19 protein-coding genes are annotated in these 24,173 nt (G+C 54.3%); 4 read left to right on the plus strand and 15 right to left on the minus strand.

Features of this window, described 5'->3' with window-relative positions; translation table 11 throughout:
• Positions 1-32: 32 nt before the first annotated feature.
• Positions 33-2,720, plus strand: a complete 2,688-nt coding sequence (locus FFI90_RS01480; protein ID WP_144775855.1) for a LuxR C-terminal-related transcriptional regulator — start codon at positions 33-35, stop codon at positions 2,718-2,720.
• 28 nt (positions 2,721-2,748) lie between these two features.
• Here the strand turns inward: FFI90_RS01480 and FFI90_RS01485 are convergent, their stop codons facing one another.
• The 12 genes from FFI90_RS01485 to pilB all read right to left on the minus strand — a co-directional run bounded on the left by FFI90_RS01485 (position 2,749) and on the right by pilB (position 16,820).
• Complete coding sequence (locus FFI90_RS01485) at positions 2,749-3,663, minus strand: acyltransferase (protein ID WP_144775857.1); 915 nt, start codon at positions 3,661-3,663, stop codon at positions 2,749-2,751.
• A gap of 37 nt (positions 3,664-3,700) precedes the next feature.
• Positions 3,701-4,648, minus strand: coding sequence for a glucosaminidase domain-containing protein (locus FFI90_RS01490; protein WP_144775859.1), 948 nt, complete (start codon positions 4,646-4,648; stop codon positions 3,701-3,703).
• Between the two features lie 112 nt (positions 4,649-4,760).
• Positions 4,761-6,953: a hypothetical protein gene (locus FFI90_RS01495; protein ID WP_144775861.1), complete on the minus strand. Its 2,193-nt coding sequence runs from the start codon at positions 6,951-6,953 to the stop codon at positions 4,761-4,763.
• 120 nt (positions 6,954-7,073) lie between these two features.
• Positions 7,074-7,634, minus strand: coding sequence for a YfaZ family outer membrane protein (locus FFI90_RS01500; protein WP_144775863.1), 561 nt, complete (start codon positions 7,632-7,634; stop codon positions 7,074-7,076).
• 123 nt (positions 7,635-7,757) lie between these two features.
• Positions 7,758-7,946 carry a DNA gyrase inhibitor YacG gene (gene yacG / locus FFI90_RS01505; RefSeq protein WP_144775865.1) on the minus strand — a complete coding sequence of 63 codons (189 nt, stop codon included), beginning with the start codon at positions 7,944-7,946 and terminating at the stop codon, positions 7,758-7,760.
• Between the two features lie 56 nt (positions 7,947-8,002).
• Positions 8,003-10,336 carry a response regulator gene (locus FFI90_RS01510; RefSeq protein WP_144777175.1) on the minus strand — a complete coding sequence of 778 codons (2,334 nt, stop codon included), beginning with the start codon at positions 10,334-10,336 and terminating at the stop codon, positions 8,003-8,005.
• Positions 10,337-10,406: 70 nt separating this feature from the next.
• Positions 10,407-11,150, minus strand: coding sequence for a tRNA (N6-threonylcarbamoyladenosine(37)-N6)-methyltransferase TrmO (gene tsaA / locus FFI90_RS01515; protein WP_144775867.1), 744 nt, complete (start codon positions 11,148-11,150; stop codon positions 10,407-10,409).
• Between the two features lie 82 nt (positions 11,151-11,232).
• Complete coding sequence (locus tag FFI90_RS01520) at positions 11,233-12,354, minus strand: hypothetical protein (RefSeq protein WP_246123271.1); 1,122 nt, start codon at positions 12,352-12,354, stop codon at positions 11,233-11,235.
• Entirely contained in the window at positions 12,326-12,925 is a 600-nt protein-coding gene (coaE, locus tag FFI90_RS01525; protein WP_144775869.1) for a dephospho-CoA kinase, read from the minus strand. Before coaE ends, FFI90_RS01520 begins: the two co-directional genes overlap by 29 nt.
• 8 nt (positions 12,926-12,933) lie before the next feature.
• Positions 12,934-13,809: a prepilin peptidase gene (locus FFI90_RS01530; protein ID WP_144775871.1), complete on the minus strand. Its 876-nt coding sequence runs from the start codon at positions 13,807-13,809 to the stop codon at positions 12,934-12,936.
• Positions 13,810-13,881: 72 nt separating this feature from the next.
• Entirely contained in the window at positions 13,882-15,102 is a 1,221-nt protein-coding gene (locus FFI90_RS01535) for a type II secretion system F family protein (RefSeq protein ID WP_144775872.1), read from the minus strand.
• Positions 15,103-15,104: 2 nt separating this feature from the next.
• On the minus strand, positions 15,105-16,820 hold the full coding sequence (gene pilB, locus FFI90_RS01540) for a type IV-A pilus assembly ATPase PilB (protein ID WP_144775874.1): 1,716 nt from the start codon (positions 16,818-16,820) through the stop codon (positions 15,105-15,107).
• A 393-nt stretch (positions 16,821-17,213) separates the two neighbouring features.
• On the opposite strand from pilB, the gene FFI90_RS01545 reads away from it, so the two are divergent.
• Positions 17,214-17,726, plus strand: coding sequence for a pilin (locus FFI90_RS01545; protein ID WP_222120464.1), 513 nt, complete (start codon positions 17,214-17,216; stop codon positions 17,724-17,726).
• A gap of 118 nt (positions 17,727-17,844) precedes the next feature.
• On the opposite strand, the gene FFI90_RS01550 is transcribed toward FFI90_RS01545, so the two are convergent.
• Positions 17,845-18,231 (minus strand): hypothetical protein, encoded by a 387-nt coding sequence (locus tag FFI90_RS01550; protein WP_246123273.1) that lies wholly within the window; start codon positions 18,229-18,231, stop codon positions 17,845-17,847.
• A 227-nt stretch (positions 18,232-18,458) separates the two neighbouring features.
• Between FFI90_RS01550 and FFI90_RS01555 the strand changes: the two genes are divergently transcribed.
• Both FFI90_RS01555 and FFI90_RS01560 read left to right on the plus strand, forming a co-directional pair.
• Positions 18,459-18,899: a pilin gene (locus FFI90_RS01555; protein ID WP_144775876.1), complete on the plus strand. Its 441-nt coding sequence runs from the start codon at positions 18,459-18,461 to the stop codon at positions 18,897-18,899.
• 53 nt (positions 18,900-18,952) lie between these two features.
• On the plus strand, positions 18,953-20,425 hold the full coding sequence (locus tag FFI90_RS01560) for an O-antigen ligase family protein (RefSeq protein WP_144775878.1): 1,473 nt from the start codon (positions 18,953-18,955) through the stop codon (positions 20,423-20,425).
• Positions 20,426-20,505: 80 nt separating this feature from the next.
• On the opposite strand, the gene FFI90_RS01565 is transcribed toward FFI90_RS01560, so the two are convergent.
• Both FFI90_RS01565 and FFI90_RS01570 read right to left on the minus strand, forming a co-directional pair.
• Complete coding sequence (locus FFI90_RS01565; RefSeq protein WP_144775880.1) at positions 20,506-22,713, minus strand: mechanosensitive ion channel domain-containing protein; 2,208 nt, start codon at positions 22,711-22,713, stop codon at positions 20,506-20,508.
• Positions 22,710-24,071 (minus strand): MBL fold metallo-hydrolase, encoded by a 1,362-nt coding sequence (locus FFI90_RS01570; protein WP_144775882.1) that lies wholly within the window; start codon positions 24,069-24,071, stop codon positions 22,710-22,712. The genes FFI90_RS01565 and FFI90_RS01570 overlap by 4 nt, the downstream gene beginning before the upstream one ends.
• Positions 24,072-24,173 lie beyond the last annotated feature (102 nt).

The following is a 24,173-nucleotide window of genomic DNA, read 5'->3' on the forward strand; positions in this document are numbered from 1 at the left end:
ACTATCATACTAAAGGCGTACCGGGGCAGTGTGTGAAATCATTCCACGATGGCTATGCAGCCAATGACGAATTCCAGTCAGCAAACAGCGGACTTCAGCGTGGCGAACTGGTAAGAGATTTGCTGAAGCAAAGATTACAGGCACCGATCGTTCCAGCTGATTCGTTGGCGCGCCATCACCTCAATGCTTTGATTGCCGATGCATTAATGCCGCGCGGTGTGATTTTTGTGGAAGCCCCCTGCGGGTATGGGAAATCCCATACCTTGGCCATGGGAATCCAGGCTACCGGGATCAGTGGGGAAAATGTCCGTTGGCTGCCCCTGAACTCACAGGACAACGCGCCTACCCGTTTCCTTAATCTGTTGTCCGTAGCACTGGATATTCCCGAATCCTCTGAAAGCAGCCTGCAAGGCGGCGCTACCTTTCCTGATGCGCTTGCGATAATGCTCATGGGCCTGAGAAAAGTGCAGGCGCCGCAGCCTTCCATTCTGGTCCTGGATGGCCTTCATCACATCACGAACCCGGCGGTTGTTGCCTTGCTTCAGCAGTTGGTAGCCGATATACCGCCTCATTTTTCAGTTGTGATGCTTTCCCGGCAGGCGTTGCCCTATGAAACCCACGCTTTGGAGCTGGAAAACCGGTTTACCCGCCTAGGTACCGAAAAGCTGGAGTTCAGCCGAAGCGAAACCTTTGAGTTCTTCCGGGATGTTCTGGGTGATCAGCAGCTAACCAGTGTGGCAGTTGATCATTTGTACGATCTTACCGAGGGTTGGCCCACGCCACTTGCGCTTTATCGCCGGGATATCCGTCAAAGCTCGGAGAGACACGCTGTTGCAGATACACCCAGTGTTGAGCGCTTTTTAAAGGAATCCGTATTGGGCAGCCTGACACCCGGGCAGGTCCGCTCCCTCAGAGCCATATCAGAGCTCGGGCTGTGCTCAGACGAGCTGCTACTCGCATTTGAATCCCTGATTCCAGACGGTGTGTTGCTGCCATCCGAGGCATTTGAACGCGGGCTGCCCGTAAAGATCATGCCGGGCTGGGGTCGCTGGTACCGGCTCAACCCGCTGTTAATGGAGTGGCTCAGAACACCTGTAATGGCGGGCTATTCCGACAGGATGGCGGCAGCGAGCCGATGGTTTGGCAGCCGCAACCAGTTTCCCGAAGCTCTGAAGTACTCGTTGTTGGCAGGGGATGCGGAAGAAGTTATCCGCATTGCATCTGAGGGTTCCGAGGCGTTGTTGCTGGGGCAGGACACGGCATCGTTGCTACGCTTGCGCAAAAGCCTTCCTGCACCGTTGCTTGAACGCAGCCCCAGGCTAAGAATTGTCTACAGTTGGGTGCACGCCATTGGCGGCCAGTTCCAGCAGGCGCGGGCCCTTATTGAGGGCATGGACGATGAAACCCGACAAGAGCATGAAACACGAATCTGCGCGCTCAGAGCGTTTATACTGCGCGGCGAAGGGCAGGTTGCACCGGCTCTGGAAATGGCTGAACGTGCGCTTTCAGGGCGAGAGCTTTCAACCCAGGGCCAGCTGGTCACTCAGATGGTGCGTGCCAGTGCGTTGTGCGCATCCGGGCGTTTCACAGAAGCCCGGGAAGCCAATCGAGCAGCGTCGCGCTTGGCCAGGGAGGCAGGAGATTCCGGCTCGGAAGCATTGGCGGTGTACGCGCACGCCCGGATTGAATTGGGCAAAGGTGCGCTCCGGCATGCAGAGCAGTTGCTGCGGACCGGCCTGGATACCGTTGTACAGGAGCTCGCCCGACCCGCCAGAATCGGCGAAACGCGGCTCCAGTTGAATCTGGTGCTCGTACTCTGGCATCAGGGGCGCGACGCGGAGGCCGATAGGCTGCTGGTTACCTGTGGTCGCCATGCGGAGCAGACCCGGGATCTCGGATTACTGCTGGCGATGGCGATACGGGTGTTAATGTGTCGCTCTCAGGGCCGGCTGGAGGATGCGTTTGTGTGGATCGGACGGGCCGAGCGCACCATGCACACCTGGCAGGTGGATGAATCCCTCTATGTTCCAGTGCTTGAAGCCCTGAAAGCCAGTTGCTGGCTGGCTCAGAATCAGCTTGAAAGTGTCGCTCAGGCACTTGCGAGGCTGGAGCCCTACCGGAAAGCCAAATGCGTTCCGGAGCTCTTCCCGATGATGCCCGGGTTGCTGGACTGCCTTCAGGTACGCCTGGATCTCGCTCGCGGCGAAACCGTAAGGGCCCGTGAAACGCTCGTGAACATACGTAAACGCTATGATGAGGCGATTCCCTGGGGCGTAGACATACACATGCGGCTGTTGAATGCTCTGCTCGTCAGCGAAGATAAGGGCGTTACTGCGGCTCAGAAAATTCTTGTAGGTGTGGTATTCGAAGCGGAAAAGGAACACTTCATAAGTCCGTTCGCAGAGCTCAACCTTGAGCTCAAGGAGCTAATGGAGAAGACCTACAGCCAGCTGCCTGACACCCCGTTCCGGGATGCCTTGGGCCGGCTGTTTGGCATGGCGGGAAAGACCTTGCCTGCGTTGCTGGCCGAACCCATCAGTGATCGGGAACAGGGCGTGCTCGAGCTGATCGCCAATGGTTTATCGAATCAGGAAATCGCCGACAAGCTGCACATTTCGCTGCACACGGTAAAGACTCACGCCCGGCGTATAAACGCCAAGCTGGACGTGCGCTCCCGCACCCAGGCGACTGTTCGTGCCCGGGAGCTGGGGCTGCTGTAAAGCCCAAGAGGCGCAATGATGAACCGGATCAAGGCTGGGCCCGGTTCTCGTTTTTGATGGCTTCTATGCGGGCGTCTTTCTCGGCCCATAATCCACTGACCCAGCGCTGGAATTCCACCCGCGTTTCGCGCCCATTCTCATAATCCATTCCAAGAAACTGCTTTGGAATTTCCCGCACCCGGATGTCGATCACAATGGTGCGGATACGCCCGCTCAGATAATCCCAGATGCCTATGCTACGTTGCTTACCGGGGTACACAATCGTCACATCCAGCATGGTATGCAGCATGTCGCCCATGGCACCCAGAACAAACGCCGTGCCACCCGCTCTTGGCTTGAGAAGGTGTTTGTAAGGTGAGTTCTGACGTTTGTGTTTGGTGGGGGTGAAGCGTGTCCCTTCCATGAAATTGAAGATGGTCACTGGTGTATAACGGAACTTCTCGCACGCAGCCTGGGTAGCGGCAATGTCTTTGCCTTTCAGTTCCGGTTTCCGGGCAATCTGTTCTTTGGTGTGGCGGTGCATAAATGGAAAGTCCAGCGCCCACCAGGCAACCCCCAGAAAGGGGACCCATATCAGCTGTTTTTTCAGAAAGAACTTAAGCAGGGGGATTCGGCTGTTGAGCACGTACTGTATGGCCGGAATGTCAGCCCAGCTCTGATGATTGCAGGTGACAAAATACCAATGCTCACGGCTGAGGTGTTCCGCACCCCGCACATCCCACTCAACCTTGTGCAGAACATCCATCACCAGATTGTTGACCCCGATCCACAACCTGGCAATGTTATTCAGCACAACGGTGCAACCCTTGCGAATAGCAACCACGGGGAGCACAAGCTTGAGTAGCGCGAACAACATCAGAAACGGAAAAAGTACGAGGGTGTTGACGAGTACAGACAGGGCCGCCAGGGTTCCCTTCAGCGGCGCAGGCAGAAAATAAAGCATGCGGGAAAGTCTCAGGTTATCAGAGGTTCATCGGAGATCAGCCCTCGGCAGAAGTGCGGGTGCTCTCACCCACGTTCTTACCGGCAATATGACCCGGGAGCAGGGCTTCCTCGGCACTTGCCGATGCCAGATCCTTCAGGTGCGATGGGCTGCGATCGCTTAGAGTTTTCCTGAATTCGGTATCGTAGAATTCCAGATTGTTATAGCGAATCATTGAACGAATTTCATTAACATATTCTTCGCCGCGCACGGAATAGCTGACCAATCCGCGGGCAAGGGCAAGCCCGGAAAGCGGATCGCCGGACTGCCTGTCATCAAGGCGAGTGTTGCGCAGACCCTGATAACTCGTATGTCGGTTCAGATTCTGGATGTAGGCCCTTACGGAGTGGTAGGGCGATGGGAAGGAGGCCACTTCATGGCTGGCACCTTCTACACGGCTAAGGGGAACCAGGCCGCAGCCCTTGGAGAAGCACCACTGGCCAAACAGGTTATTGCCTCGAAGCGCAAAGCGCGACGTACCCCAGGCCGACTCATTGGCCGCCTGCGCCAGAATCAGTGACGGTGGGATAACGTCCAGGCGCTTTCCCAGCAGGGCAAATTGCTCGGGGCTACCAGGCTCTTCCTCCACCCGTAAGCGTTTGGATTGAGCGGCGAGCCAAATATGCTCCTTTTTTGACAGCGTGGTTTTGCTCGCAAGACTGTCAAGATAGTCCCGCTCAATGAGAATGCGGGAATTGGCAAGCACGATGCGCGGGTACAGAAACGAAAAGAACGCGGCCTTCCTCTCAGTGGTGTCCTGATAGCCAGAGAAGTCCGGGAGGTCGTCGCGAGCCCATGCGGGCAGTGGAGGTAGTGAGCTCAAGGCGGGCTCCGAACCGTTATTACTGTCACTGGCTGAGCGTTCGGGTGGAACGTAAAGGCCGCCCCCGATGGCAAAAGCGAATAAGGGAACAACCAGCATCAGCGAACGCATTGCAGCGGACATAAAACCTCTCGTCACAACCTGTCTGTGTGCCCGGCGAGCCTGCAATTTCGGCCGATTCGGGCGATAGTGTTGGTAATTATAACAGGTTGTACGAGCAGGGTTAGCGGAGGGTTCACGGCAGCTGGGTTGCGATCAAAAGACCGAGCTGCCTCTCGCTGTTAACACGATCCCGGTACGTGAGAAAAAACTGGCTCAGATCGGCCGTCACGAAGCCTTCCAGAATTATGTCTCCGGCGCTTAAGCGAACCTTGCCGGCGCCTTGGTCGATGTATGCCAAGTTGGCAACCAGTTGGCCCGAAGCTGGCGGGGAGACGCTTTCATCATCCACAGAATGATGCACTTCCAGGGTGTTGCTATCGAGATTTGCGGTGCTGCCTGAAAGCTCCAGTACGCCGTTATCGAGGTGAACGAGCCGATTGAAGCCGTCTTCCATGGCGAGAACAAAACCCTGGACTCTGTAACGCCCGGAACTCGGTGCCGCAGAGTTGGTTGTTTCTGCAGCAACAAGCAAGCCGTCACCTATCACACCACCAGGAGATGCAGCGTCGGCCAGCGCAAAGGCCAGCAACGAGCCATTTGGCACACTGGCACCCACGCCCAGGTCTGGCTGGCCAAATGGTCCTGCCGGGTTGTTAACGTCGAGATTAAGCCGGCCGATATTCTGGCTGCCACTGCTCAGAAGGGCGGAGCGCGGGGTTATTGTCCAGCTATCTGTGCGAGTGCCTGTATCGTTCACCGAGACGGCGCCAGAGCTGTCTCGGCTGAGTGTGGTAAATGCCTGGGTTTGGCTGATAGAGCTGCTGCCGGAAGCCGCACTGACCTGCCACAGGCCAGATCCTGCCTCCACCTGCACCGGAGTCGCTGATTGTGAAAACCGGGCTGCAAGGTAAACCGTGTTGTACTCACGGCCATTCAGGACTCCTGCATCAAAGTCTTCTTCCCGCAACAGGTTGAGCTCCAGCGCTGAGAGATAATGAGCTTCCAGTTCCTCTTTGCGCTTGAGTTTGTCGACCTCCGATTCCAGGGCAATGGCTTTGCCCGCACTGAAATAGCCGGCCAGAGCGCGATCCGGTCCGAGATTGGCACTGCCGGCCCCACCGGTATAGGCATCCAGAAAGTAGGGGTTACGCGTCCAGCCGATTGTTCTGGCACTGTTCCGGTCTGTAATGCTTTGGTAAAGCGCACGGCCAGCCAGCAGCCGGGCATCATCATCCAATGTGGCGGCACCAGGCGAGGACGAATGCGTGTTCAGGGCCCAGGTTTCGGCACCCCGGGTATAGAATTCATTCCCCCGTTTGTGCACAAGGGTTTTTCGGTCGTACGGAATCTGCGTGGCAAGTGAGGTTACCTTGATGTTGAAAATATCAAAGCTCGCCAGGGTCAGCCCCGGATATCGATACGCGGGTTCATCACCGGTACCGGTTTGCTCCTCCCGCCCAAGACGTACGCCCCACTGGCCAGATCCGGTAAAACTGCTCTCCAGAAACGTCTGCCCCAGCTCGATCCCCATAAAAACCGAGTTATAGTCCGCTGAGCTGGCGGCTATTTTTCCGGAGGACTGGTCATCCAGCAAGGCGTAATCGGCCATGGAGGCGACATAGCTGGCAAAGTCTGCACGCAGCGACAGCAGGTCAAGCGCGCTTTCAATGCTGGCGCTGCCTGGAATATCAATCTCGAAATCGTGCACCTGGTCAACCAGGGTGGGCCAGACATATTTATTGAGGCACAGGGCGTTATTGGTCTCCATCACACAATCAAGGATTCTCTGGTACTCGCCGGGGGTGTATCGGGGAATGGTGTTGCGCACCAGGTATTCGGAGAACGGATTGATCTTCACATCCCGGTCGGCGTCGGCCGCCAGAGCCCGCAGGGTTGTATTGCCATACTGAGCTTCAATGATCACGTCTGGCGCCTGAGGCTGACCATTCTGGAAGCGGATTATCGTAAATCCGTTGTTGTCCTGGCGTGTGGTGTAGGACAAAGTGCCAAGGTTCTGAAGGTTTCGGTTGGTTCGGTACACGCTGATGGTGTCTGGCTGAACAATGCGAAGGTTGCGCCGTGTTGGCTCGCCGTCTGGCGCGAGATTGCCAGGTACCTCGAGAGTGATTCGGACTTCGTTGGCATTGAGCCCGCTGCTGTTGCCGGAATCGCCGGTGCTGCCGGTGCTGAAATCATCCACCGGGTTGTTGGTGCCGCCAAAGCTGTTGGGTTGGTTGCGGACGTCGTCAATGGCGTCTTCGCCGCCTCCGCAGGCAGTGGTTAGCGAAATAATACAAAGGATAAGTAACCCGGGATTCAGTCGCATATTTGGCAGTCCGTGCTAAAAAACGGTAGCCAGTCTAGCAGTGCAGGTTTCGGGAAAGCGTGAGGGAGGACACGAAACGGGCGCCCGGAGAGGGCGCCCGTACCAGATAGGCAAGCGGGTTTAGAAGAAAATCTTCATGCCAGCCATAACGCCTTCATCCAGGTTGATGTCACCGCTGTACGGCGAGTCCAGTTCGGTATTCAAGTACCGGTAACCGGCGAACAGTTCAGCGTTGCGGATAACCCGGTAGCTGCCGCGCAGTTCAACACTGGTCATCTCTTCCGAGTCACCAAACGAGAGGATTCGTGGTGCATAGTGCAAGCCGCCAGTGAAGGAAAGGCCCGGAACGTTGGGAATGTTCACAGTCGCAAAGCCACCAAGGCCCACTGCGCCGCCATCCAGGCGATCGTCGTCCCAGCCTATCGCGCGCATACCGATACCGGCGGTTGTGGGCAGGTTGCCCAGCGCGGTGCGGCCTTGGGCGTGGAAATCCACGTTGCCAATATGGCGGCTACCTTCATGGTAGGTATAACCGGCGCCGAGCTGAAGGTCGTTGTTGTTGCCGAAAAAGTTCACTTGGCCCTTTACGGAATCGTTGGTCAGGCTCAGGTCCAGGTCGCTGGCAAATACAGGCGCAGCAGCCAGAGAAAGAGCCAACACGGAAATACGGGATACTTTCATTCTTTTACCTTCTTGATTGCGTGCAGGTATTGATTGTGGGCGAATGGTAACGGGCTACCCGGGGTACCACAACTTACAAGCATGTAAGCCCTTGGACAGAATTATTCAAATGGGCCTACAGACTCAATGGCGCGTTGTTTCGCCGCCCTGGTCCAGATCGTCCGGAGACGCGTTCTCCGCCGGAACCTTGTATTCCTCGTTGGCCCAGGCGCCAAGGTCAATCAGCTTGCAGCGTTCTGAACAGAATGGTCTTGAAGGATTGGACTCCGTCCATTCCACGGATTTTTTGCAGGTGGGGCATTCTACGTTCATGTGGACCTTTCAAATCGTTAATCGTGTGTGCAGTTGCCGCATAGAGCTTGGCGGCGTTATACAGGGGCTTTTGCAGGAGCGCCATGGGCGTATTGTTCCAGTACTGCCCGTAGCATTTCAATATTGACAGGCTTGGCGACAAATGAATCCATCCCGGCCCGACGGCAGCGCTCCTCATCCTCTTCCATAGCGCTGGCGGTAAGAGCGACGACTGGCACCCGTGGTCGCTTGCGGGCTTCTTCCCAGGCGCGCAGGCGCCGGGTGGCCTCAAAGCCGTCCATTCTGGGCATCATGCAGTCCATAAATATCAAATCAAAAGGGTGCCATTGCCACAAGCTGGATGCAGCCTCACCATCATTTGCCGTCATCACATCACACCCCAGTTTCTCCAGCAGCCTTCGGGTCAACGTCCGGTTTACCGGGTTATCTTCGACCAATAACACTTTCATACGGCGGGAGGTGAGCTCACGGCGCTTTTCAGTATCATCGCTGGTTTGCAGGGAGAACCGGGTAAGGAAGCACCGATCTTCCTTTGTGGCGTCTTCGAACAGTTGGTTCAGAATGGGGCTCAGGCAAGATTCCCGCAGGGACTTGCTGAGAAAGGCATCCGCCCCGGCCTGGCGGAAATGCTCGGCATCGCCACGCTGCGGGTTGGATGAGAGAATCAACAGACGCATATCCGCCCATAGAGGGTTGCTGCGCACCTGGCGGCATAGCAGATCGCTGTCCATATCCGGCAAAAAGCCGTCGAGGATAATCGCGTCAAATGGCTCCTGGCTGTCGAACGCCAGGCGTAACGATGTCAGGGCCTCTCCGGCGGATTTGACAGCCTCGATGTGGACATCATGGCGCGACAGCATTTCCAGCGTAATTTTACGGGACAGCTCGTAGGAATCGGCTACCAGCACGCGCTTGCCCTTCAACATGCGCGTATCCGGGCGCATGCGCGATCCACTCTCGGGCGCTGCGGGCAGCGTCAGTTCAATCCAGAATGTAGAACCTTCGCCGGGCCGGCTTTCCAGATCCAGAGAGCCTTGCATCAGATTGACCAGCTGGCGACAGATGGTCAGCCCCAGCCCGGCACCGGGCAGCTGGCGCTGGAATCTCTGGCCCAGCTGCACATAAGGCTCGTACACCAGCGGGACGTCTTCCGGATTTATACCAATGCCAGTGTCTTCAACCGCCAGACGCAAACGAACCTTCTCATCCCGACGCCCTAACACCTCAATACTGATCAGCACATGCCCGGAATCTGTAAATTTGATCGCGTTGGAAACGAGATTCAGCAACACCTGGCGAATCCGCACCGGGTCACCCCGAAGGGCCCAAGGCAGCTCCTCGTCAATGCGTAACTCCAGTGCCAGCCCTTTTTCCCGTGCCCGGTCGCCCAGCATGTGTACCAGGTCGTTGAGGGTTTCCCGCAGATCGAAAGGAATGTCCTCAAGTACAAGCTTTTCAGCTTCCATGCTGGAAATGTCCAGCAGGTCGTTGATGATGGCAGAAAGGCTTTCAGAGGCGCTGAGCAGGGTGTGTACGTACTCGCTTTGCTCCTGGTCAAGTGGCGTGTCAGTCAGCAGATTGGCGTACCCGAGAACAGACTGCAGGGGCGTACGCAGCTCGTGGCTTACATTCGCGAGAAACTGGTTTTTTGCGCGGTTGGCTCGTATCGCCTCATCCCGCTCACCCTGGGATTGGAGGGTGGTTTGCCGGAGTGATCGGGTATCTTCCAGAATCTGAAGCCGCATCTTGTTTAGCGCCTGCTCAAGCTCTGAAAGCTCATCCGGGTGTTTGGGAGGCCTGCGCTTCAACTTGAGAGGGTCCACCAGCGCATCCAGGTTCAGCCGCGCAGCGTAGTCTGCCATGGATTCCATATGGCGAGAGAGGGTGAGGCGCACGATGACCACAAGCCCCAGCGTGCCCAGCATCACAACAATTGACTGAAACAGCAGGTTAATCAGTGCACTGTTGCGTAGCTCCGAATAGACCTGCTCAACCGATGAGGTGATCGTAAGCGTGCCCATGTCTTCCGGGCCACGGAAAGTTGAGCGATTGAATATCAACGGGAAGGTTTGCGAAATAACACGGCCTTCCGGGTAGCCGCCGGTACTGAACTCCTCACCGGTGGAGGTCACGACTCTGGCGTAGTGAATGGCCTCTACCGCTCGCATGTCATCCAGGCTATTGGCCACCTCGCTGAAATTCATCAGCCAGATGTTGTTGCTCATACTGCCGGAGACCAGCCCTGCGGCGCGTTGCTGGGTCTCCTGAAGATCAGATTTTCGGCGTTCAAACTCACCGATCATTTGCACGCCGGTGGCAACCAGAGAAATAACCAGGCTGAACAGCAGCACATACACAAGCAGCCGCATTGCCAGCGGCCGGATACCCATGCGCGTGAAAAACCGATTTGAGAGCAATGCACAAATTCCCTGTGTCGACTACTAAATCACCAACGGAAGTCTAACAGACCGTCAGCACTTCGACACGTTTCTGTGAATGATCATTCATAAACCGGAATCGCACGTTCAGATCATAAAGGTGCGCTCCGTAAATACGCTCCTCATCACGGCCCCTGCGAAAGGAAGGGCGAGGGTCGTAACTCACAATATCCGTTATGAGAAGCTTCAGGTCCGGATACTGCTCTGGTGGCAGGTTGGCAAGCTGCGCCTCGGCTTCTGGCAGAAAAGCGACTTCCAGGCGCTCGGTAGTCGCCGATTCAGCCCAGCCCAGCCCTGCATCCGGTATCGAATCGGCAAACGGCAGATAAGGTTTGATATCCAGAATCGGCGTGCCCTCAATCAAATCGTGATCGCTTATCTGCAGAGCCAGTTGGCCGTCTTTGCGCACAAGGCCCTCGTTACGGACTACGGATAGCCCGAGGCTGTTTGGCCGGAACGGTGAACGGCTGGCGAATACGCCCATTTTCTGGTTTCCACCCAGGCGAGGTGGCCGAACCACCGGTCGCCACTCTGCCCGCACGGCTTCGTGAAACTGGAAAATCAGCCAGAGATGGCTGGCGGTTTCCAGACCCCGAAAAGCATCTTCCCGGTCATAGGGTGGCTGGATAATCAGGTCGGCTCTGGCGTAGCGAGTGAGGCCTGGTTGGCGGGGCACTCCAAATTTGTCTTTGAAGCATGAACGAGTAATAGCGATGGGTGTAAGCGCCAAGGCGTCTGAGGCAGGAATAGAGTGGTGTCTGGGCATGGGTCCTGGTTCGAACTCCGTGGTTGAGGCCTGCAAGCGGTTCCCGGAAGGCCCCGCTTGCAGGCCTCCTCAGATTTGGGAGTTAGAAGTCGGGGTTAATGCTACCGGAAAAGAACATCTCTACGCGAAAAAGAACGGAGCCCTGATCTTTGAAGCTCTTCTCTCTCGGAAAGGTGAGTGCAGGTATAAGCTCTGCGAACAGCCAATCGCTGTGGAGCCTGTAGCGCCAGGTAAGGTCAACAAACGCCGAAGTTGTTCGCCAGCCTGGTTTGCTCTCGCCGAGAACGCCCACGCGCGGATTGAGTGTTGAGCGATTGTTCAGGCGCTTATAGGTACTGAAAATCTGCGAAGCAACAAATTCGCTGTCGTTATGCACCCATTCAAGCTCAGAAGAAGTCCAGAAACGCCAGCCGTTGCCAACATCCCGGCTAGCGCTGAACCAGGTGCGGGCACCCCAGCCATCCTGGTGATAGTAGTAAAAACGTTGCTGTGCTCGAAAGGCCCAGTCTTCGTTTGCTTTCCAGTATTTTTCCGCCGTTGCCCGCCAGAAGGCATCCGGCGGAAAGTGCAGGCGGGCGCCTATGTCGTTAGACAGGTTAATGGCGTCTCCGATTTGCGAGAGATACCGCAAAGCGCCTGTTGCCGTGCCTGTTGTGCGGTCTGGTTCCGTCAATTGTCGATCGCGCTGGCGTTCTTCGAGGGGAATAAGCTCGTCGCTTTCGCTTTCGATAACCAGTCGCAGTTTGCGCTTTGTGGTTGGTATGTCCAGTCGAAACTTGATCTCTGGCTCGAATTGGGCCGGGGCGCCGTATTCGGATTCGGTGGCAAAGCCGAGGCGCAGGTAGCTCTCGTTATTCGGGAGGCTGTGGCTCTCACCGGAGAGCGTTCGGTCGGCCCAGTTCCCAAGGGACTGGACTTTTGGGCCCTGAAGACGCTCCTGGCGCAGGATGAAGTTGCTGAAACCCATCCAGTAGGAGTCCCTCGGCTCCGCCCAGTACTCATCCGGATCAAACGTGTAGAATGACGGTGGCAGTTTCGCAGGCACCAGGGTGTCGGTTATAGAGTGTTCCTGAACCTTGAATACTGGCTCAATGCCGTAACTGCTTGTGCTGATAAAAAGGAGCAAGGCTGTAACTGTTAGAGCAAAAGCCGAACCCTGCCTCAAACGGAGCTGATCAACCAAAGTCCACCATGAACCTTTCATGCAATGCGCGAACCTCGGCTGCAACGTTTTCTTTGGGCTGGTTGTTATCAATTACGGCACTTGCTTTGCTGATGCGCTGCTCGCGGGGCATTTGAGCAGCGATAATTCGCTCAACTTGCTCCCGGGAGTTGGTATCCCGGGCCATGGTGCGCGCAATTTGAACATCAACAGGAACATCCACCACCAGCACTTGTTCAACCAGTTTGTTCTGGTCGGTTTCCAGCAGCAGGGGAGACACTAACAGAACGTAAGGCAAAGTATAATCGGTGGGATGAAGCTGGCGAATAAGTTCCTCACGGATGACCGGGTGCAACAGGCTCTCAAGCCACACACGCTGCTCCGGCTGCTCAAATACAATCTGCCGAAGGCGTGCTCTATCGAGTGCTCCGTCGTCTGTGAGAATGTCCTGCCCGAAGTGATCGGCAATAGCAGTCAACGCAGGCATTCCCGGCTCAACCACTTCGCGGGCGACATCGTCCGCATCCACCCAGTGCACGCCCAAAGCGCCAAACTGACGCGCGACCGTGGATTTGCCAGACCCGATACCGCCTGTAAGCCCGATAATGCTCATCTGATGCTTCAAATCCCTAACAGCCCGTCCCAGAATTCCTGAATCTCAACGCCAAACCACAAACACAACAACCCGGCAGCGGCAAGGTAGGGGCCAAACGGAATGGGCACTTCACGGCCATGCTTCTTGAAGACCATCAGGCTGATACCCACTACCGCACCCACTACGGAAGACAACAGAATCACTGCGGGCAACAACTCCCACCCCAGCCAGGCGCCCAGAGCGGCCAGCAGCTTGAAATCACCGTGGCCCATGCCTTCCTTGCCGGTGGCAAGCTTGAACAACCAGTAAACAGACCAGAGGGAAAGGTAACCAAAAACCGCGCCCAGGAAAGCGCTGTTAAAATCGCCCAGATATCCGAAATAGCTCAACATCAATCCGAGCCACATTAAGGGCAGGGTGATGCTGTCTGGCAGAAGCTGGGTATCGAAATCGATCACGGTCAGGGCGACTAGTGCCCAAACCAGCAACAGAGTTAGCAATGTCGACTCTGAAGGGCCCCCAACCACTAAAGTGATCACGGAAAACAGAGCCGTTACCGCTTCAATTACCGGGTAGCGAATCGAAATATGCGCCTTACAACTGCCACACTTGCCGCCAAGAAGCAGGTAGCTGATCACCGGGATATTCTCCCAGGCTCGGATTTTATGGCCGCAGGAAGGGCAGGTAGAGGCTGGCCTGGAAAGGGTTATGCGTTCTTCCTGTTTATGCTGAGCTTCGGGAATCTCAAGAAACGCCTCGCACTGGCATCGCCAATCCTGATGCATCATCTTCGGCAGGCGGAGGATAACAACGTTCAGGAAGCTACCGATGCATAACGAAACGAATATTACAGTGAGGTATAGAAGCCAGGGACTTGAAAGGAAAACGTTTAATGTGGACATTCAAAAGCTCTAAGTGATTCTTTATTTCTCTCCCGCCCCTCTCCCCCAGTGGGAGAGGGGCGGGGCGGAAACCTACCCAACAACCTGCCCCATCTGGAAGATCGGAAGGTACATAGCAATAATCAATCCACCCACAAGAACACCCAAAACAGCCATAATCATCGGTTCCATCAGTGCAGTAAGGTTATCCACCATGTCATCAACCACACCCTCATAATGTTCCGCGACCTTCTCCAGCATCTCATCCAGGTTACCGGATTCCTCACCAATAGCCGTCAACTGCACGGCCATCACCGGAAAAATATCCTGCTGTCGCATGGATGCCTGCAGTTGGGTACCGCTGGAGACATCGTTTTTGATGCGTTGAATGGCATCCCGATAAACTGCGTTGCCGGTGGCGCCGGCGACAGAATCCAAGGCGTCTACAAGGGGAACACCCGCAGCAAAGGTCGTGGACAAAACCCGCCCGAATTTGGCGACGGCTGACTTGTCTATGATCTCGCCCATAATTGGTAGTTTAAGGACATATTTGTCCACAAAATCCGAAAATTTCTGGGACCGGCGATTTGCTTCCTTGAATAGGAAAATCGCACCCACAATACCCAGCAATACCACAAACCACCAGGATTGCATCCATTCAGAGAGTCGCACAACCATCTGGGTGAATACTGGAAGCTCAGCGCCAAAGCCCTGAAATAGACTTTCAAACTGCGGAACAACTTTTACCAAAAGAATTGCGGTAACAACTATTGCAACGACGACAACCGCTATAGGGTAGGTCATCGCCTTTTTTACTTTCTTCTTCAGCAGTTCGGTTTTTTCTAGGTAGGTGGCGATACGGTCCAGCATCTTCTCCAACGCACCAGCTTTCTCGCCAGAATCCACCAGGTTGCAGTAAAGGTCGTCAAAGTGCTTCGGATGTTTGCGAAGCGCCCCGGCAAAACTGGTACCGGAAGCAATGTCATTGCGGATAGCCATTACGAGATCTTGCAGCCCTTTGTTCTCGAGGCCGTCAGTAACAATGTCAAAGCTCTGAACCAGCGGCACACCGGCTTTCATCATCGTCGCCAGCTGCCTCGTGAGCATAGCAATATCAAAAGGTGTGATCTTTTTGCTGCCCCCAAACAATGGCTTGGGCTTTTTCTTGACCTTATCGGGGATGATGCCCTGTTTACGTAGCTGGGCTTTTACCAAGGCCAGGTTAGAGCCGGCAAGCTCGCCTTTGGACTTGTTGCCTTTTCGGTCTTTGCCTTCCCAGATGTACGATTCCAGCTTTTGCGCTTTCTCTGCCATGCTTAATCCTTCGTCACGCGGTTGGCTTCCTCAAGACTGGTCACGCCCTCAATCACTTTCATAAGTGCTGATTGGCGTAAATTCCGGAAGCCTTCTGCCTGAGCCTGCTGTGCAATTTTAATGGAGCTGGCTTCTTCCATAATCATGCTGGCCAGCTTTTCGGTAACCTTGACCACCTCGTAAATACCGACGCGGCCTTTATATCCATTATTGCATTTATCACAGCCCTTTGGGTGGTACAACTTGAACCCTGTATCAATTTGTTCCTGTGTGAACCCCTCGGTCAAAAGCACGTCTTTTGGAACGTCACCGGGCTGTTTGCACGAACTGCACAGGCGTCGGCCTAGGCGCTGGGCAATAATCAGGCTTACCGACGTGGCAATGTTAAACGCGGGGACGCCCATATTCATCATCCGGGTCAGCGTTTCTGCAGCGCTGTTGGTGTGCAGGGTAGAGAGTACCAGGTGTCCGGTCTGTGCCGCCTTGATGGCAATATTGGCTGTTTCAAGGTCCCGAATCTCACCCACCATGATCACGTCAGGATCCTGACGAAGGAATGCCCGCAGTGCTTCTGCGAATCCCAAGCCAACCCGGTTGTTCACGTTGACTTGGTTGATGCCCTCAAGGTTAATCTCAGCAGGGTCCTCAGCCGTGGAAATATTGATGTCTGCTGTGTTGAGAATATTCAAGCCTGTATACAAAGATACTGTTTTACCTGAACCTGTGGGGCCTGTAACCAGAACCATGCCCTGTGGTTGAGCAAGTGCATCCATATACAGTTTCTTCTGATCTTCCTCGTAGCCCAGCGCGTCAATGCCCAGTTTTGCCTGGCTAGGGTCAAGAATTCGAAGAACGATTTTCTCGCCCCAGAGCGTCGGTAAGGTGTTTACACGGAAGTCGATGGCCTTGGTCTTGGACAGCTTCATCTTGATCCGGCCATCCTGGGGAACGCGCCGCTCGGAAATGTCCAGTTGCGCCATGATCTTTACACGCGCAGAAATTTTGGGTGCCAGCTTAATGGAGGGGCGCGACATCTCCTTCAAAATGCCGTCTGTCCGGTATCGAACTCTATAGATTTTTTCGTAAGGTTCGAAATGCACATCTGAGGCGCCCCCACGAATGGCGTCCAAAAGCATCTTATTAACATATTTTACAATTGGCGCATCATCTACATCGCTCGCTGAAACGGCTCCGTCATCTTCCTGCTCGCCGCCCTCAGTTTCCACGCCCTCCAAATCGGCATCATCCAGATCGCCCATGCTGGTGTCGTGAGACTCCAGGTACTTGTCGATAGCTTCACGGAGCTTGGCGTCGTCAACCAGAATGGGGTCGGTGCTCAGGCCGGTGTTGAACTTGATTTCGTCCAGCGCCTGAATGTTCGTGGGGTCGGAAACCGCAATGAAAAGCCTGTTGCCTCGCTTGTATAGTGGAAGTGCGTTGTGTTTCCGCACCAGCTTCTCGTCAACCACCTTGTCCGGCATCATCTCCGGAAGAAACGCCGAGAGATCCAGAACAGAAACCCCGAATTCCATTGCAGCGGAAAAGGCCAGTTTTGAGCTGTCTGCCAGCTTGTTCTGGGTAAGGTAGGTGATCAGTGGAATACGGTTCTGAGACGCCTGAACAAACGCGTCCTTGGCGACCGTCTCATCAAGAAGCCCGTCATCCACAAAGCGCCGAGCGAGCCCGGTAAGCGTGATATTACTTTGGTTAGTAGCCATAAACTGAGTAAAGAATGCCGCCTAAGTGACTGAAAATGGGTTTTGTCGATTGAAGAGTTTAGATGGCTGGCTTAGGTTTGGAAAGGCGTGTGACTAATTTGCGGACTCCAATTGAGATTGGTTAGACAAACAAAAGTGAGTAGGAAGGGGTGGTGTGTGACAAATTTTGTCACCGAATGACGGGGAGCGGCTCTGTAGTCATCGTGCTGACATGTTGCGTTAGGTGTGATGATGTATTGTAGGCTCTTGATTGATAATGCTTTGATACTATTTTTGTTAGTTGGCATGAGGAGTGCTTGGGGCTATTCAGGCTCAAGAAAACCGGTTGCGGGGCAAGGCTCCACCGGCCCCGGGCCAATTCGAGTTGATCAACGACAATCATAGAGGTCGAATATGAATAACATTAAAATCAATCACGCCCAGAAGGGTTTCACGCTAATCGAACTTATGATCGTTGTTGCGATCATCGGTATTTTGGCGGCTATCGCTATTCCGCAGTATCAAGACTACATCGCTCGTTCTCAGGTCACTCGCGTAGTTGGAGAAGTTAATTCGCTCAAGACTAATATCGAAGACTCACTTAACCGAGGAGCGACAATTATCACGGGTTACAGTGACGATCTGACTGTAAGCCCGATCCAGATCGCACTTGGCTATGATTCTGACAAGTCCAATCTGCTTGATTCAACTGCTGGAACAAATGGTATGGCGGTGACGGACGGTGCTACCGCAGCGCCCACCATTGAAGCTACAATGGGCGGCGATGCTTCATCTGCGGTAGCCGGTGCAGTGGTAACGATTACACGTGATGCGTCGGGTCGCTGGAATTGTGCCGTAACTGGTAAGACCGATGGCACTGATGGTTGGAAAGACAGCTACGCACCCGCAGGCTGCCCAGCGTCTTAATTTTTTACTTGCTGACTTAATCATCATGGATAGGCTCAGCTCAGCCTGACTTGATTCCCAAAGGCCCGGCGGCTTCGACCGCCGGGCCTTTGCTTTTTCTGGGGCATGTATTCTGGGGCTATGTCAAAGCCGATGTATAAATATGGCCAATTTCAGCAATAAGGCTGCATGCCAGACACGCCAAAGCTCCGGCCAAGCCTGCCAGATACAGAGGGTAGTATTCAGAGGGAAGGGGAGTTGCTCGGGCTGCCCGCCGCCGCTTCTGCCGGTAATTCTGATAGGTTGTCTCAAACCGCGTTGCTCTAACGCACCACGGGTCGGGGTCAATATTCAGCCGCTCCAGAATCGGCAGCGCTTTGTTGTTGATCGCGCCATGCTTGTCTTCCCGGCTAATCCGCCCGGTGCGGTGCACCAGTTCCAGGTAGTCTTCGAAAGCAAATAGGAAGACCCGCTGAAAACCATTACGAATTACACCCTCAAATCCCAGCAGCGGTTTTAATGGCACCGTAAATTCGTTCTTCTATTCAGGCTCGCCGATGTTCGTAACTGAGCCCGGTAATACGGTCTTATCCATACAGAAACACTCTCGCAGTGCGCAGCGGGAAATTAAGTGGTAGAAAAGGGATCCTGCAACCCAGTTAGCCCTCCAAGTATTAATTTATTCTCCAATCAGGTTTTGGCTCTGAATTTGCTTGATCAATATATGAGCCAGCTGCTAGAGACTGATCGCTGATGACCAAAAATACCGGCTTTACCTTGATAGAACTGATGATCGTTGTAGCGGTCATCGGCATATTGGCTGCCATTGCTATCCCTTCCTATCAGGGATATATAATAAAAACCCAAACAAACCGCGCTGTAGGTGAGTTGTCAGCTTACAGGGCCCCGTTTGAAGAGCGCACAGGTTCCGGTGGAAGCGTTACCAATAATGATATTGGCTATACCCCATCGGATCTTACTAACGGCGTTCAAGCCGTCAATATAGGCACGCTCAATCCCGACGGGTCAGGTCAGCTTCAAGTGACCATGGGCGGCAATGCACACCCAAATTTGACAGGTTTGATTCTGCGTTTTGATCGCGATGCGTCAGGACGGTGGGAGTGTGTCGTTGATAATACAGCAGTAGCAACAAGCTGGATGTCGTCCTATTTGCCGTCCAGTTGCCGATTGTAAGTCTGCCAGTCTGATTTCAAATTCAATATTTATCCTTTACACCAGAGGACGTGATGCAAAAAGCCTGGAATGCCGCTCTTTGGTTATTCGTTGCTGTGGTGTTTGCCAGCGTTCTGTTTGCAGATTTTTTATTGCTGCCGTTCGGTGGTTATGCTTCGCAGCGGTTTATATTGGCATGCCTCTTGGCACTGGTGGTTAGCTTTTCAGTAGTGGGTTTGATTTATCAGCACGGTTGGGCTTTGCTCGGGCGCGTATGGTCTGTGGTCGTGGTTGCTGGTGGTTTTTTGTTGTTGGCACTGCCGTTTGGCGAGGCGCCTCATAACTGGGCGGAGCCTGGACTATATGCCGCGTTCTTTCTTGGTTTCGTATTGGCGGGCAGTTTGCCGGGAAGTGATAAGCATAGGCAATACTTTGTCGTTGTTTTGGTTAGTGTTGCAGCGGCCTCAACGTCTGCTTACGGTGGTGCCACTATAACGGTTTACCTGTTTGCACTTTCTGACCAAGTAGCAAATCTGTCGAATTTTATTCCTTGGGGTTTTGTGAGTATTCGCTATTGGAGCCACATCGCCACTTGGCTCATACCATTACTGCCTCTGGCTGTGCTTATCGGGCCGCTTCAGAATCAAAGACTGTGGCGATTTTTCATTGCGCTGGGCGCGGCGCTTTGGTGGTGGGTGGTGTTCCTTTCGTCCTCTCGGGGAACTATGTTGGGGCTTGCGTTCGGAGTGCTTGTTGCGATTGTGCTGATTGGTCGCCCGGCGCTACCCTGGTTGAAGATGTTTCTACGGTATCTGACGTATGGCGTAATTGCATGGCTGTTTCTTTCAGTACTCGTCCCTTCATTGTTGCTCAATGAAGTAAGTATGCGTGCGTTGAAGGCGGATACGTCTGGCCGAGTGCCACTGTTCATTGAAGCTTGGCGAATGAGCCTTGAAAATTTCCCCCTCGGTATGGGACCACAGTCTTGGCTGACCCATGAAGTCTTGACTGAAGGCTACCTGCAGTCTCCTAAGTTCGGTCATCCCCACAATATGTATTTGATGTGGGCCGCAGAGTACGGCTGGCTGCTGATTGGTGCTCTTTTAATATTGATGAGTCAGGCCGTCCGGCGTTTTTGGAAGTTACGTGATGAAGTGCGTGTCGGCGAAAGAACGGACCTGGTACTGCCAATTGCTGCATTCACGGCATCGGTTTCAGCCGCTTTACTACATGCTGGTGTCTCTGCAGTATTTATTGCCCCAGGCTCGATGTTGATCGGTTTTCTGGTGCTCTGTGTGTTCTGGGCATTAATTTCGCCTGAATCCCGACCGGTTACACCCAAGCTGCCTAAAGTAAGGGCGTTAGCAGCGGTTTTTGTCGGGCTGCTCATGAGTGTGCTATGCCTCTACTGGCTGAGTGAGGTGACGGAATACTACAAAGCTATGGAAGGTGATCGAGAATTCTATTACGAAAATGTGCCAGCGGGCACGCTTCCAAGATTCTGGTTTCACGGGAATTTTCCTCGCCACCCGAATCAAATGCCTTAGAAGAAACTGATGACCTTGGATTGGCAGTGTCAGCCGGTTAGAGCGTCGTCCAGGCAATGAATATTTGGACCTGCTCAATCTTATCGTTTTGTCTGGCCTTCTATTAACGGCGAGTGCGTACCACCCTCCCCATCCATCTGAACACTAATCCTAGGCGCCGCCACATCAATATACCGCTCCTCCATATTCCGCTTCAGCAACAGATTAAAAGCCCTTGAAACATCCCACTGACACTCCGGTTTGGTCCGCATCCGCATCCGCAACACCGGGCACCCTTCCTCAAACGAGTGAATGCCCTGCATCTCAAGCGGTGACCAGATCAGCCATCGCATGTCCGGCTGCGTGCGAAGCTCCTCAGCGGTTTCTTCCATCAGAAGGATCGCGTCATCAATCGGCAGTTCACGGGGAATCCGGATCTTGATCAGCGCAATACCAAACTGGCGGGACATATTGTGAATGGAGCTGATTTTGCTGAAGGTGATGTGATGAACAACGCCTTCAAGATCCCGCAACCGCACGGTTCGTAGGTTGAATCCTTCCACCGTTCCCATGAAGCCGTTGATCTCCACAAAATCGCCGACCGACATGGAGTCTTCAACCACAATGAACAGGCCGGTGATCAAATCCTGAACAAGCGTCTGGGCGCCGAAACCTACAGCCAAACCGATAATACCGGCACCGGCCAAAAGGGGCGTTACGTCGACACCCAATGTGGATAGGCCCACAAAGATGGCGACTATTACAATCGTGATCAGGAGGGTGTTCCGGGCAATGGGAACAATTGTTTGCGCCCTTGCCGGGTTGATTCGTTTCTTACGATCGCCGCCGCGCAGTGCCCGCTCCAGGAGCTCATCTATAAAAATCCAGACGATATTGGCAATCAGCAGCGTGAGAATTACACCGATCAGGCTGTTCGTTAAGCCGATACTGACCGGTGGTTTTTCACCTATGCCCAGCAGCGACAAATCCCAGATCTGCAGAACCAGCTCAAAAAATGCCAGCCATGCGGCAGTCTGAAGCAAGCGATAACCAAAGCGCACCAGCCTTTGGCTGAACTTGCTAAGCGCCTGGTGCTTGGGGCTGTTCTCCTGAATGCCAAAAAGCCCCTGGATGGTGAGTGTTACCGCAAGCAGTAGCGCGCCGATCATGGCCTTACCCAAGGCCGCATCTGCCTCTCCATCGTTCACAAACGCTGCGACCACCGAGGCACTGATGGCCAGCAGCATCGGGATATGCCAAAGCCGGGCCAGCAGGGCGGTTACTTCCCGCCATACGCTCTGGTCCTTGCGCTGCTTGTAAGGTCGGTTGCGGATCAGGTGAGTAACAGGGCGGCGGTTTCGAACGATAAGGAAAAAGCTCAGCAGGGCGGCGGCGATGCTGAAGGTCAGAGCCAGCGCACTGGCTAGTTCCGTGCCGAGCAGTGAGGTGAGCTCCGGCGTACCAAGTGCATCCCCAAGGGCGAAGAGCACGCCGATAATAAACAAAGGCACCAACATTCGCCGGCGTAGGATAAGCACGGCTGTCTGGCGATGGCCACTGGAGAAAATGGAGATAGTCACATCAAAGAATGACGTCAGCCCGCGGGCAGCGAGAGCGGCATAGGCCAGAATTAATACCGTGGTTTGAGCGCTTTCCGATATGCCAAACGTCGGCAGGCCCGCCAGAAGCGCGGTAAAGGTAATTAGGAAGGGTAAAATGCGCCGCGCGAAATGCGCGACCAGCATCCACGTCTTGGGCTGTCTTGGCATTTGCACAGGCCAGTCGCGCCAGGCAAAAAACAGGCGGGCCAGGCGTGAAAGCCCCCAAAGTGCCACTAGCCACACCGTAAGCCCGGCTATGGTTTCAGCCAGTACGTGAAATGATACGCCCGTTAACAGTTTATCGGCAGCAAGGTAGGCGTTGTGAAAATGGGTTTTCCATTTCCCAAGGGATGTTTCTGCAGAGCTATCCGGGCCGGCTGCCTTACCGAAAAAAACTGAAAGTGCACCGAGTAGCCCATGGTCGGTGGCGGACTCTTTTGCGGTTTGTGACGCTTCAGCCTGCAGCCCCTGTTGTATGGCCTTGAGTTGCTCTACCAGAGCGCGCCGGCTCTCGTCGTCTTGCAGGGCCTGAATGGTAACCTCAAGAGACGCCTCCAGTTCTTCGGGCGAGGCGTCCTCTTCCTCTGTCTGTCCAGAGGATCCGCCTGAAAGCCCGGGTATTCCGGGGAGCGTGAAGGGTTGGGCTTGAACCGCACCAACTGCTGAAAACAGTAAGAAAAAGCCAAAAAAGAGCGCAGTGAACTTCAAATTTCAACCTCTTCAAACAAATCCGGCACCTCTGAGTCCCATCCAAACTGTTCGTTGATCCGCTTGCGCATTATGTCACTCGCCAGCATCTCGCCGTGGGTGACGTACACTTTCTCTGGCTCAAGGGAACCCTGCTCAAGCCATTGAAGGATCTCATTATAGTCGCCGTGAGCGGAGAGGGAGCCCAGGTTGTGTATTTCGGCTTTTACTGGCCAATATTCCCCGTGGATTTTTACCGACTCCACACCTGCCACCAATCGATCGCCCCGGGTTCCTGGCGCCTGAAAGCCCGCGAAAATCACGCTGTTTCTGTGGTTTGGTAGCAGCGTTTTGAGGTGATGGAGTACTCGGCCACCGCTGGCCATGCCGCTGGCGGAAACGATGATGCAAGGGTAGCGCACGGAATCCAGCTTGATGGATTCATCCACGGTGCGAACGAACTCGGTATGGTTGTCGATCTCTTCGCACTGGCTGGCGCTCAGTTTGTGCTCTTTGTGGTGCTTGCAAAAAATCTCCGTGGCTTTGATGGCCATGGGGCTGTTAAGAAACACCGGCAGTTTTGGGATGCGCCCTTCTTTCATGATTTTGTGAATTACATAGAGCAACATCTGGGCACGGCCAACGGCAAAAGCGGGTATCAATACAATGCCACCCCGGCCTGCGGTGCGAGTGATGATCTCTGCCAGCTCGGTCTCCGGGTCTGTTTCCTCGTGCAGCCGGTCGCCGTAGGTGGATTCGCAAACAAGTACGTCGGCTTTCTTGATGGGCTCCGGCGGGCGCATGATCGGGTCGCTCTGCCGGCCCACATCGCCACTGAATACCACCGTGCGATCATCCGCTTTGTGGTGAACATGCACGCAAGAGGATCCCAGAATATGCCCGGCAGGGGTAAAGGTCACTTCAACGCCTTTTACCGGCTCGAAAGTTTCGTGGTAATGGAGGGGTTCAAAGTGTTTCAGGGCTTCCCAGGCATCCTTCACGGTAAACAGGGGCTCAGGATGTTCGTGCTTCGAGAATTTCTTGCGGAAGGCGTACTTGGCATCCTCTTCCTGCAGAAAACCCGCATCCGGAAGGAGCACTTTGCACAGATCGTGGGTGCCCTGAGTGCAGTAAATTTTGCCTTTGAAGCCGTTTTTAACCAGTGCTGGCAGGTAACCTGTGTGGTCTATATGGGCATGGGTCAAAACCACGGCATCAATAGTGCTTGGGTCTACAGGAAACTTCGCCCAATTCCTTCTGCGCAGGGTTTTCACGCCTTGGTACATGCCGCAATCAATCAACACACGATGCTTGTCGTCGGAAAGCAGGTAGCGTGAACCGGTTACCGTGCCGGTGCCGCCGAGGAAGCGAAGTTTCATATACAAAGGACCTTTTTGCCGATTAGGTTGGAATGCGTTTGAAGTGAGTTTTACAAGATTGCCTGAAAGCGCCACCACAGAAAAGCCTGAATACGGTCGGTG

Source organism: Marinobacter maritimus (assembly GCF_007671675.1).
Classification (GTDB): domain Bacteria; phylum Pseudomonadota; class Gammaproteobacteria; order Pseudomonadales; family Oleiphilaceae; genus Marinobacter; species Marinobacter maritimus.

Excerpts from the sequence above, each read along its gene's own strand:
- tsaA (WP_144775867.1), bottom strand. The coding sequence starts at position 11,150 with ATGCCCAGACACCACTCTATTCCTGCCTCAGACGCCTTGGCGCTTACA.
- FFI90_RS01520 (WP_246123271.1), bottom strand. The coding sequence starts at position 12,354 with ATGAAAGGTTCATGGTGGACTTTGGTTGATCAGCTCCGTTTGAGGCAG.
- FFI90_RS01530 (WP_144775871.1), bottom strand. The coding sequence starts at position 13,809 with ATGTCCACATTAAACGTTTTCCTTTCAAGTCCCTGGCTTCTATACCTC.
- pilB (WP_144775874.1), bottom strand. The coding sequence starts at position 16,820 with ATGGCTACTAACCAAAGTAATATCACGCTTACCGGGCTCGCTCGGCGC.
- FFI90_RS01535 (WP_144775872.1), bottom strand. The coding sequence starts at position 15,102 with ATGGCAGAGAAAGCGCAAAAGCTGGAATCGTACATCTGGGAAGGCAAA.
- FFI90_RS01570 (WP_144775882.1), bottom strand. The coding sequence starts at position 24,071 with ATGAAACTTCGCTTCCTCGGCGGCACCGGCACGGTAACCGGTTCACGC.
- coaE (WP_144775869.1), bottom strand. The coding sequence starts at position 12,925 with ATGAGCATTATCGGGCTTACAGGCGGTATCGGGTCTGGCAAATCCACG.
- FFI90_RS01485 (WP_144775857.1), bottom strand. The coding sequence starts at position 3,663 with ATGCTTTATTTTCTGCCTGCGCCGCTGAAGGGAACCCTGGCGGCCCTG.
- yacG (WP_144775865.1), bottom strand. The coding sequence starts at position 7,946 with ATGAACGTAGAATGCCCCACCTGCAAAAAATCCGTGGAATGGACGGAG.
- FFI90_RS01545 (WP_222120464.1), top strand. The coding sequence starts at position 17,214 with ATGAATAACATTAAAATCAATCACGCCCAGAAGGGTTTCACGCTAATC.
- FFI90_RS01560 (WP_144775878.1), top strand. The coding sequence starts at position 18,953 with ATGCAAAAAGCCTGGAATGCCGCTCTTTGGTTATTCGTTGCTGTGGTG.
- FFI90_RS01555 (WP_144775876.1), top strand. The coding sequence starts at position 18,459 with ATGACCAAAAATACCGGCTTTACCTTGATAGAACTGATGATCGTTGTA.
- FFI90_RS01495 (WP_144775861.1), bottom strand. The coding sequence starts at position 6,953 with ATGCGACTGAATCCCGGGTTACTTATCCTTTGTATTATTTCGCTAACC.
- FFI90_RS01500 (WP_144775863.1), bottom strand. The coding sequence starts at position 7,634 with ATGAAAGTATCCCGTATTTCCGTGTTGGCTCTTTCTCTGGCTGCTGCG.
- FFI90_RS01490 (WP_144775859.1), bottom strand. The coding sequence starts at position 4,648 with ATGTCCGCTGCAATGCGTTCGCTGATGCTGGTTGTTCCCTTATTCGCT.
- FFI90_RS01510 (WP_144777175.1), bottom strand. The coding sequence starts at position 10,336 with ATGGGTATCCGGCCGCTGGCAATGCGGCTGCTTGTGTATGTGCTGCTG.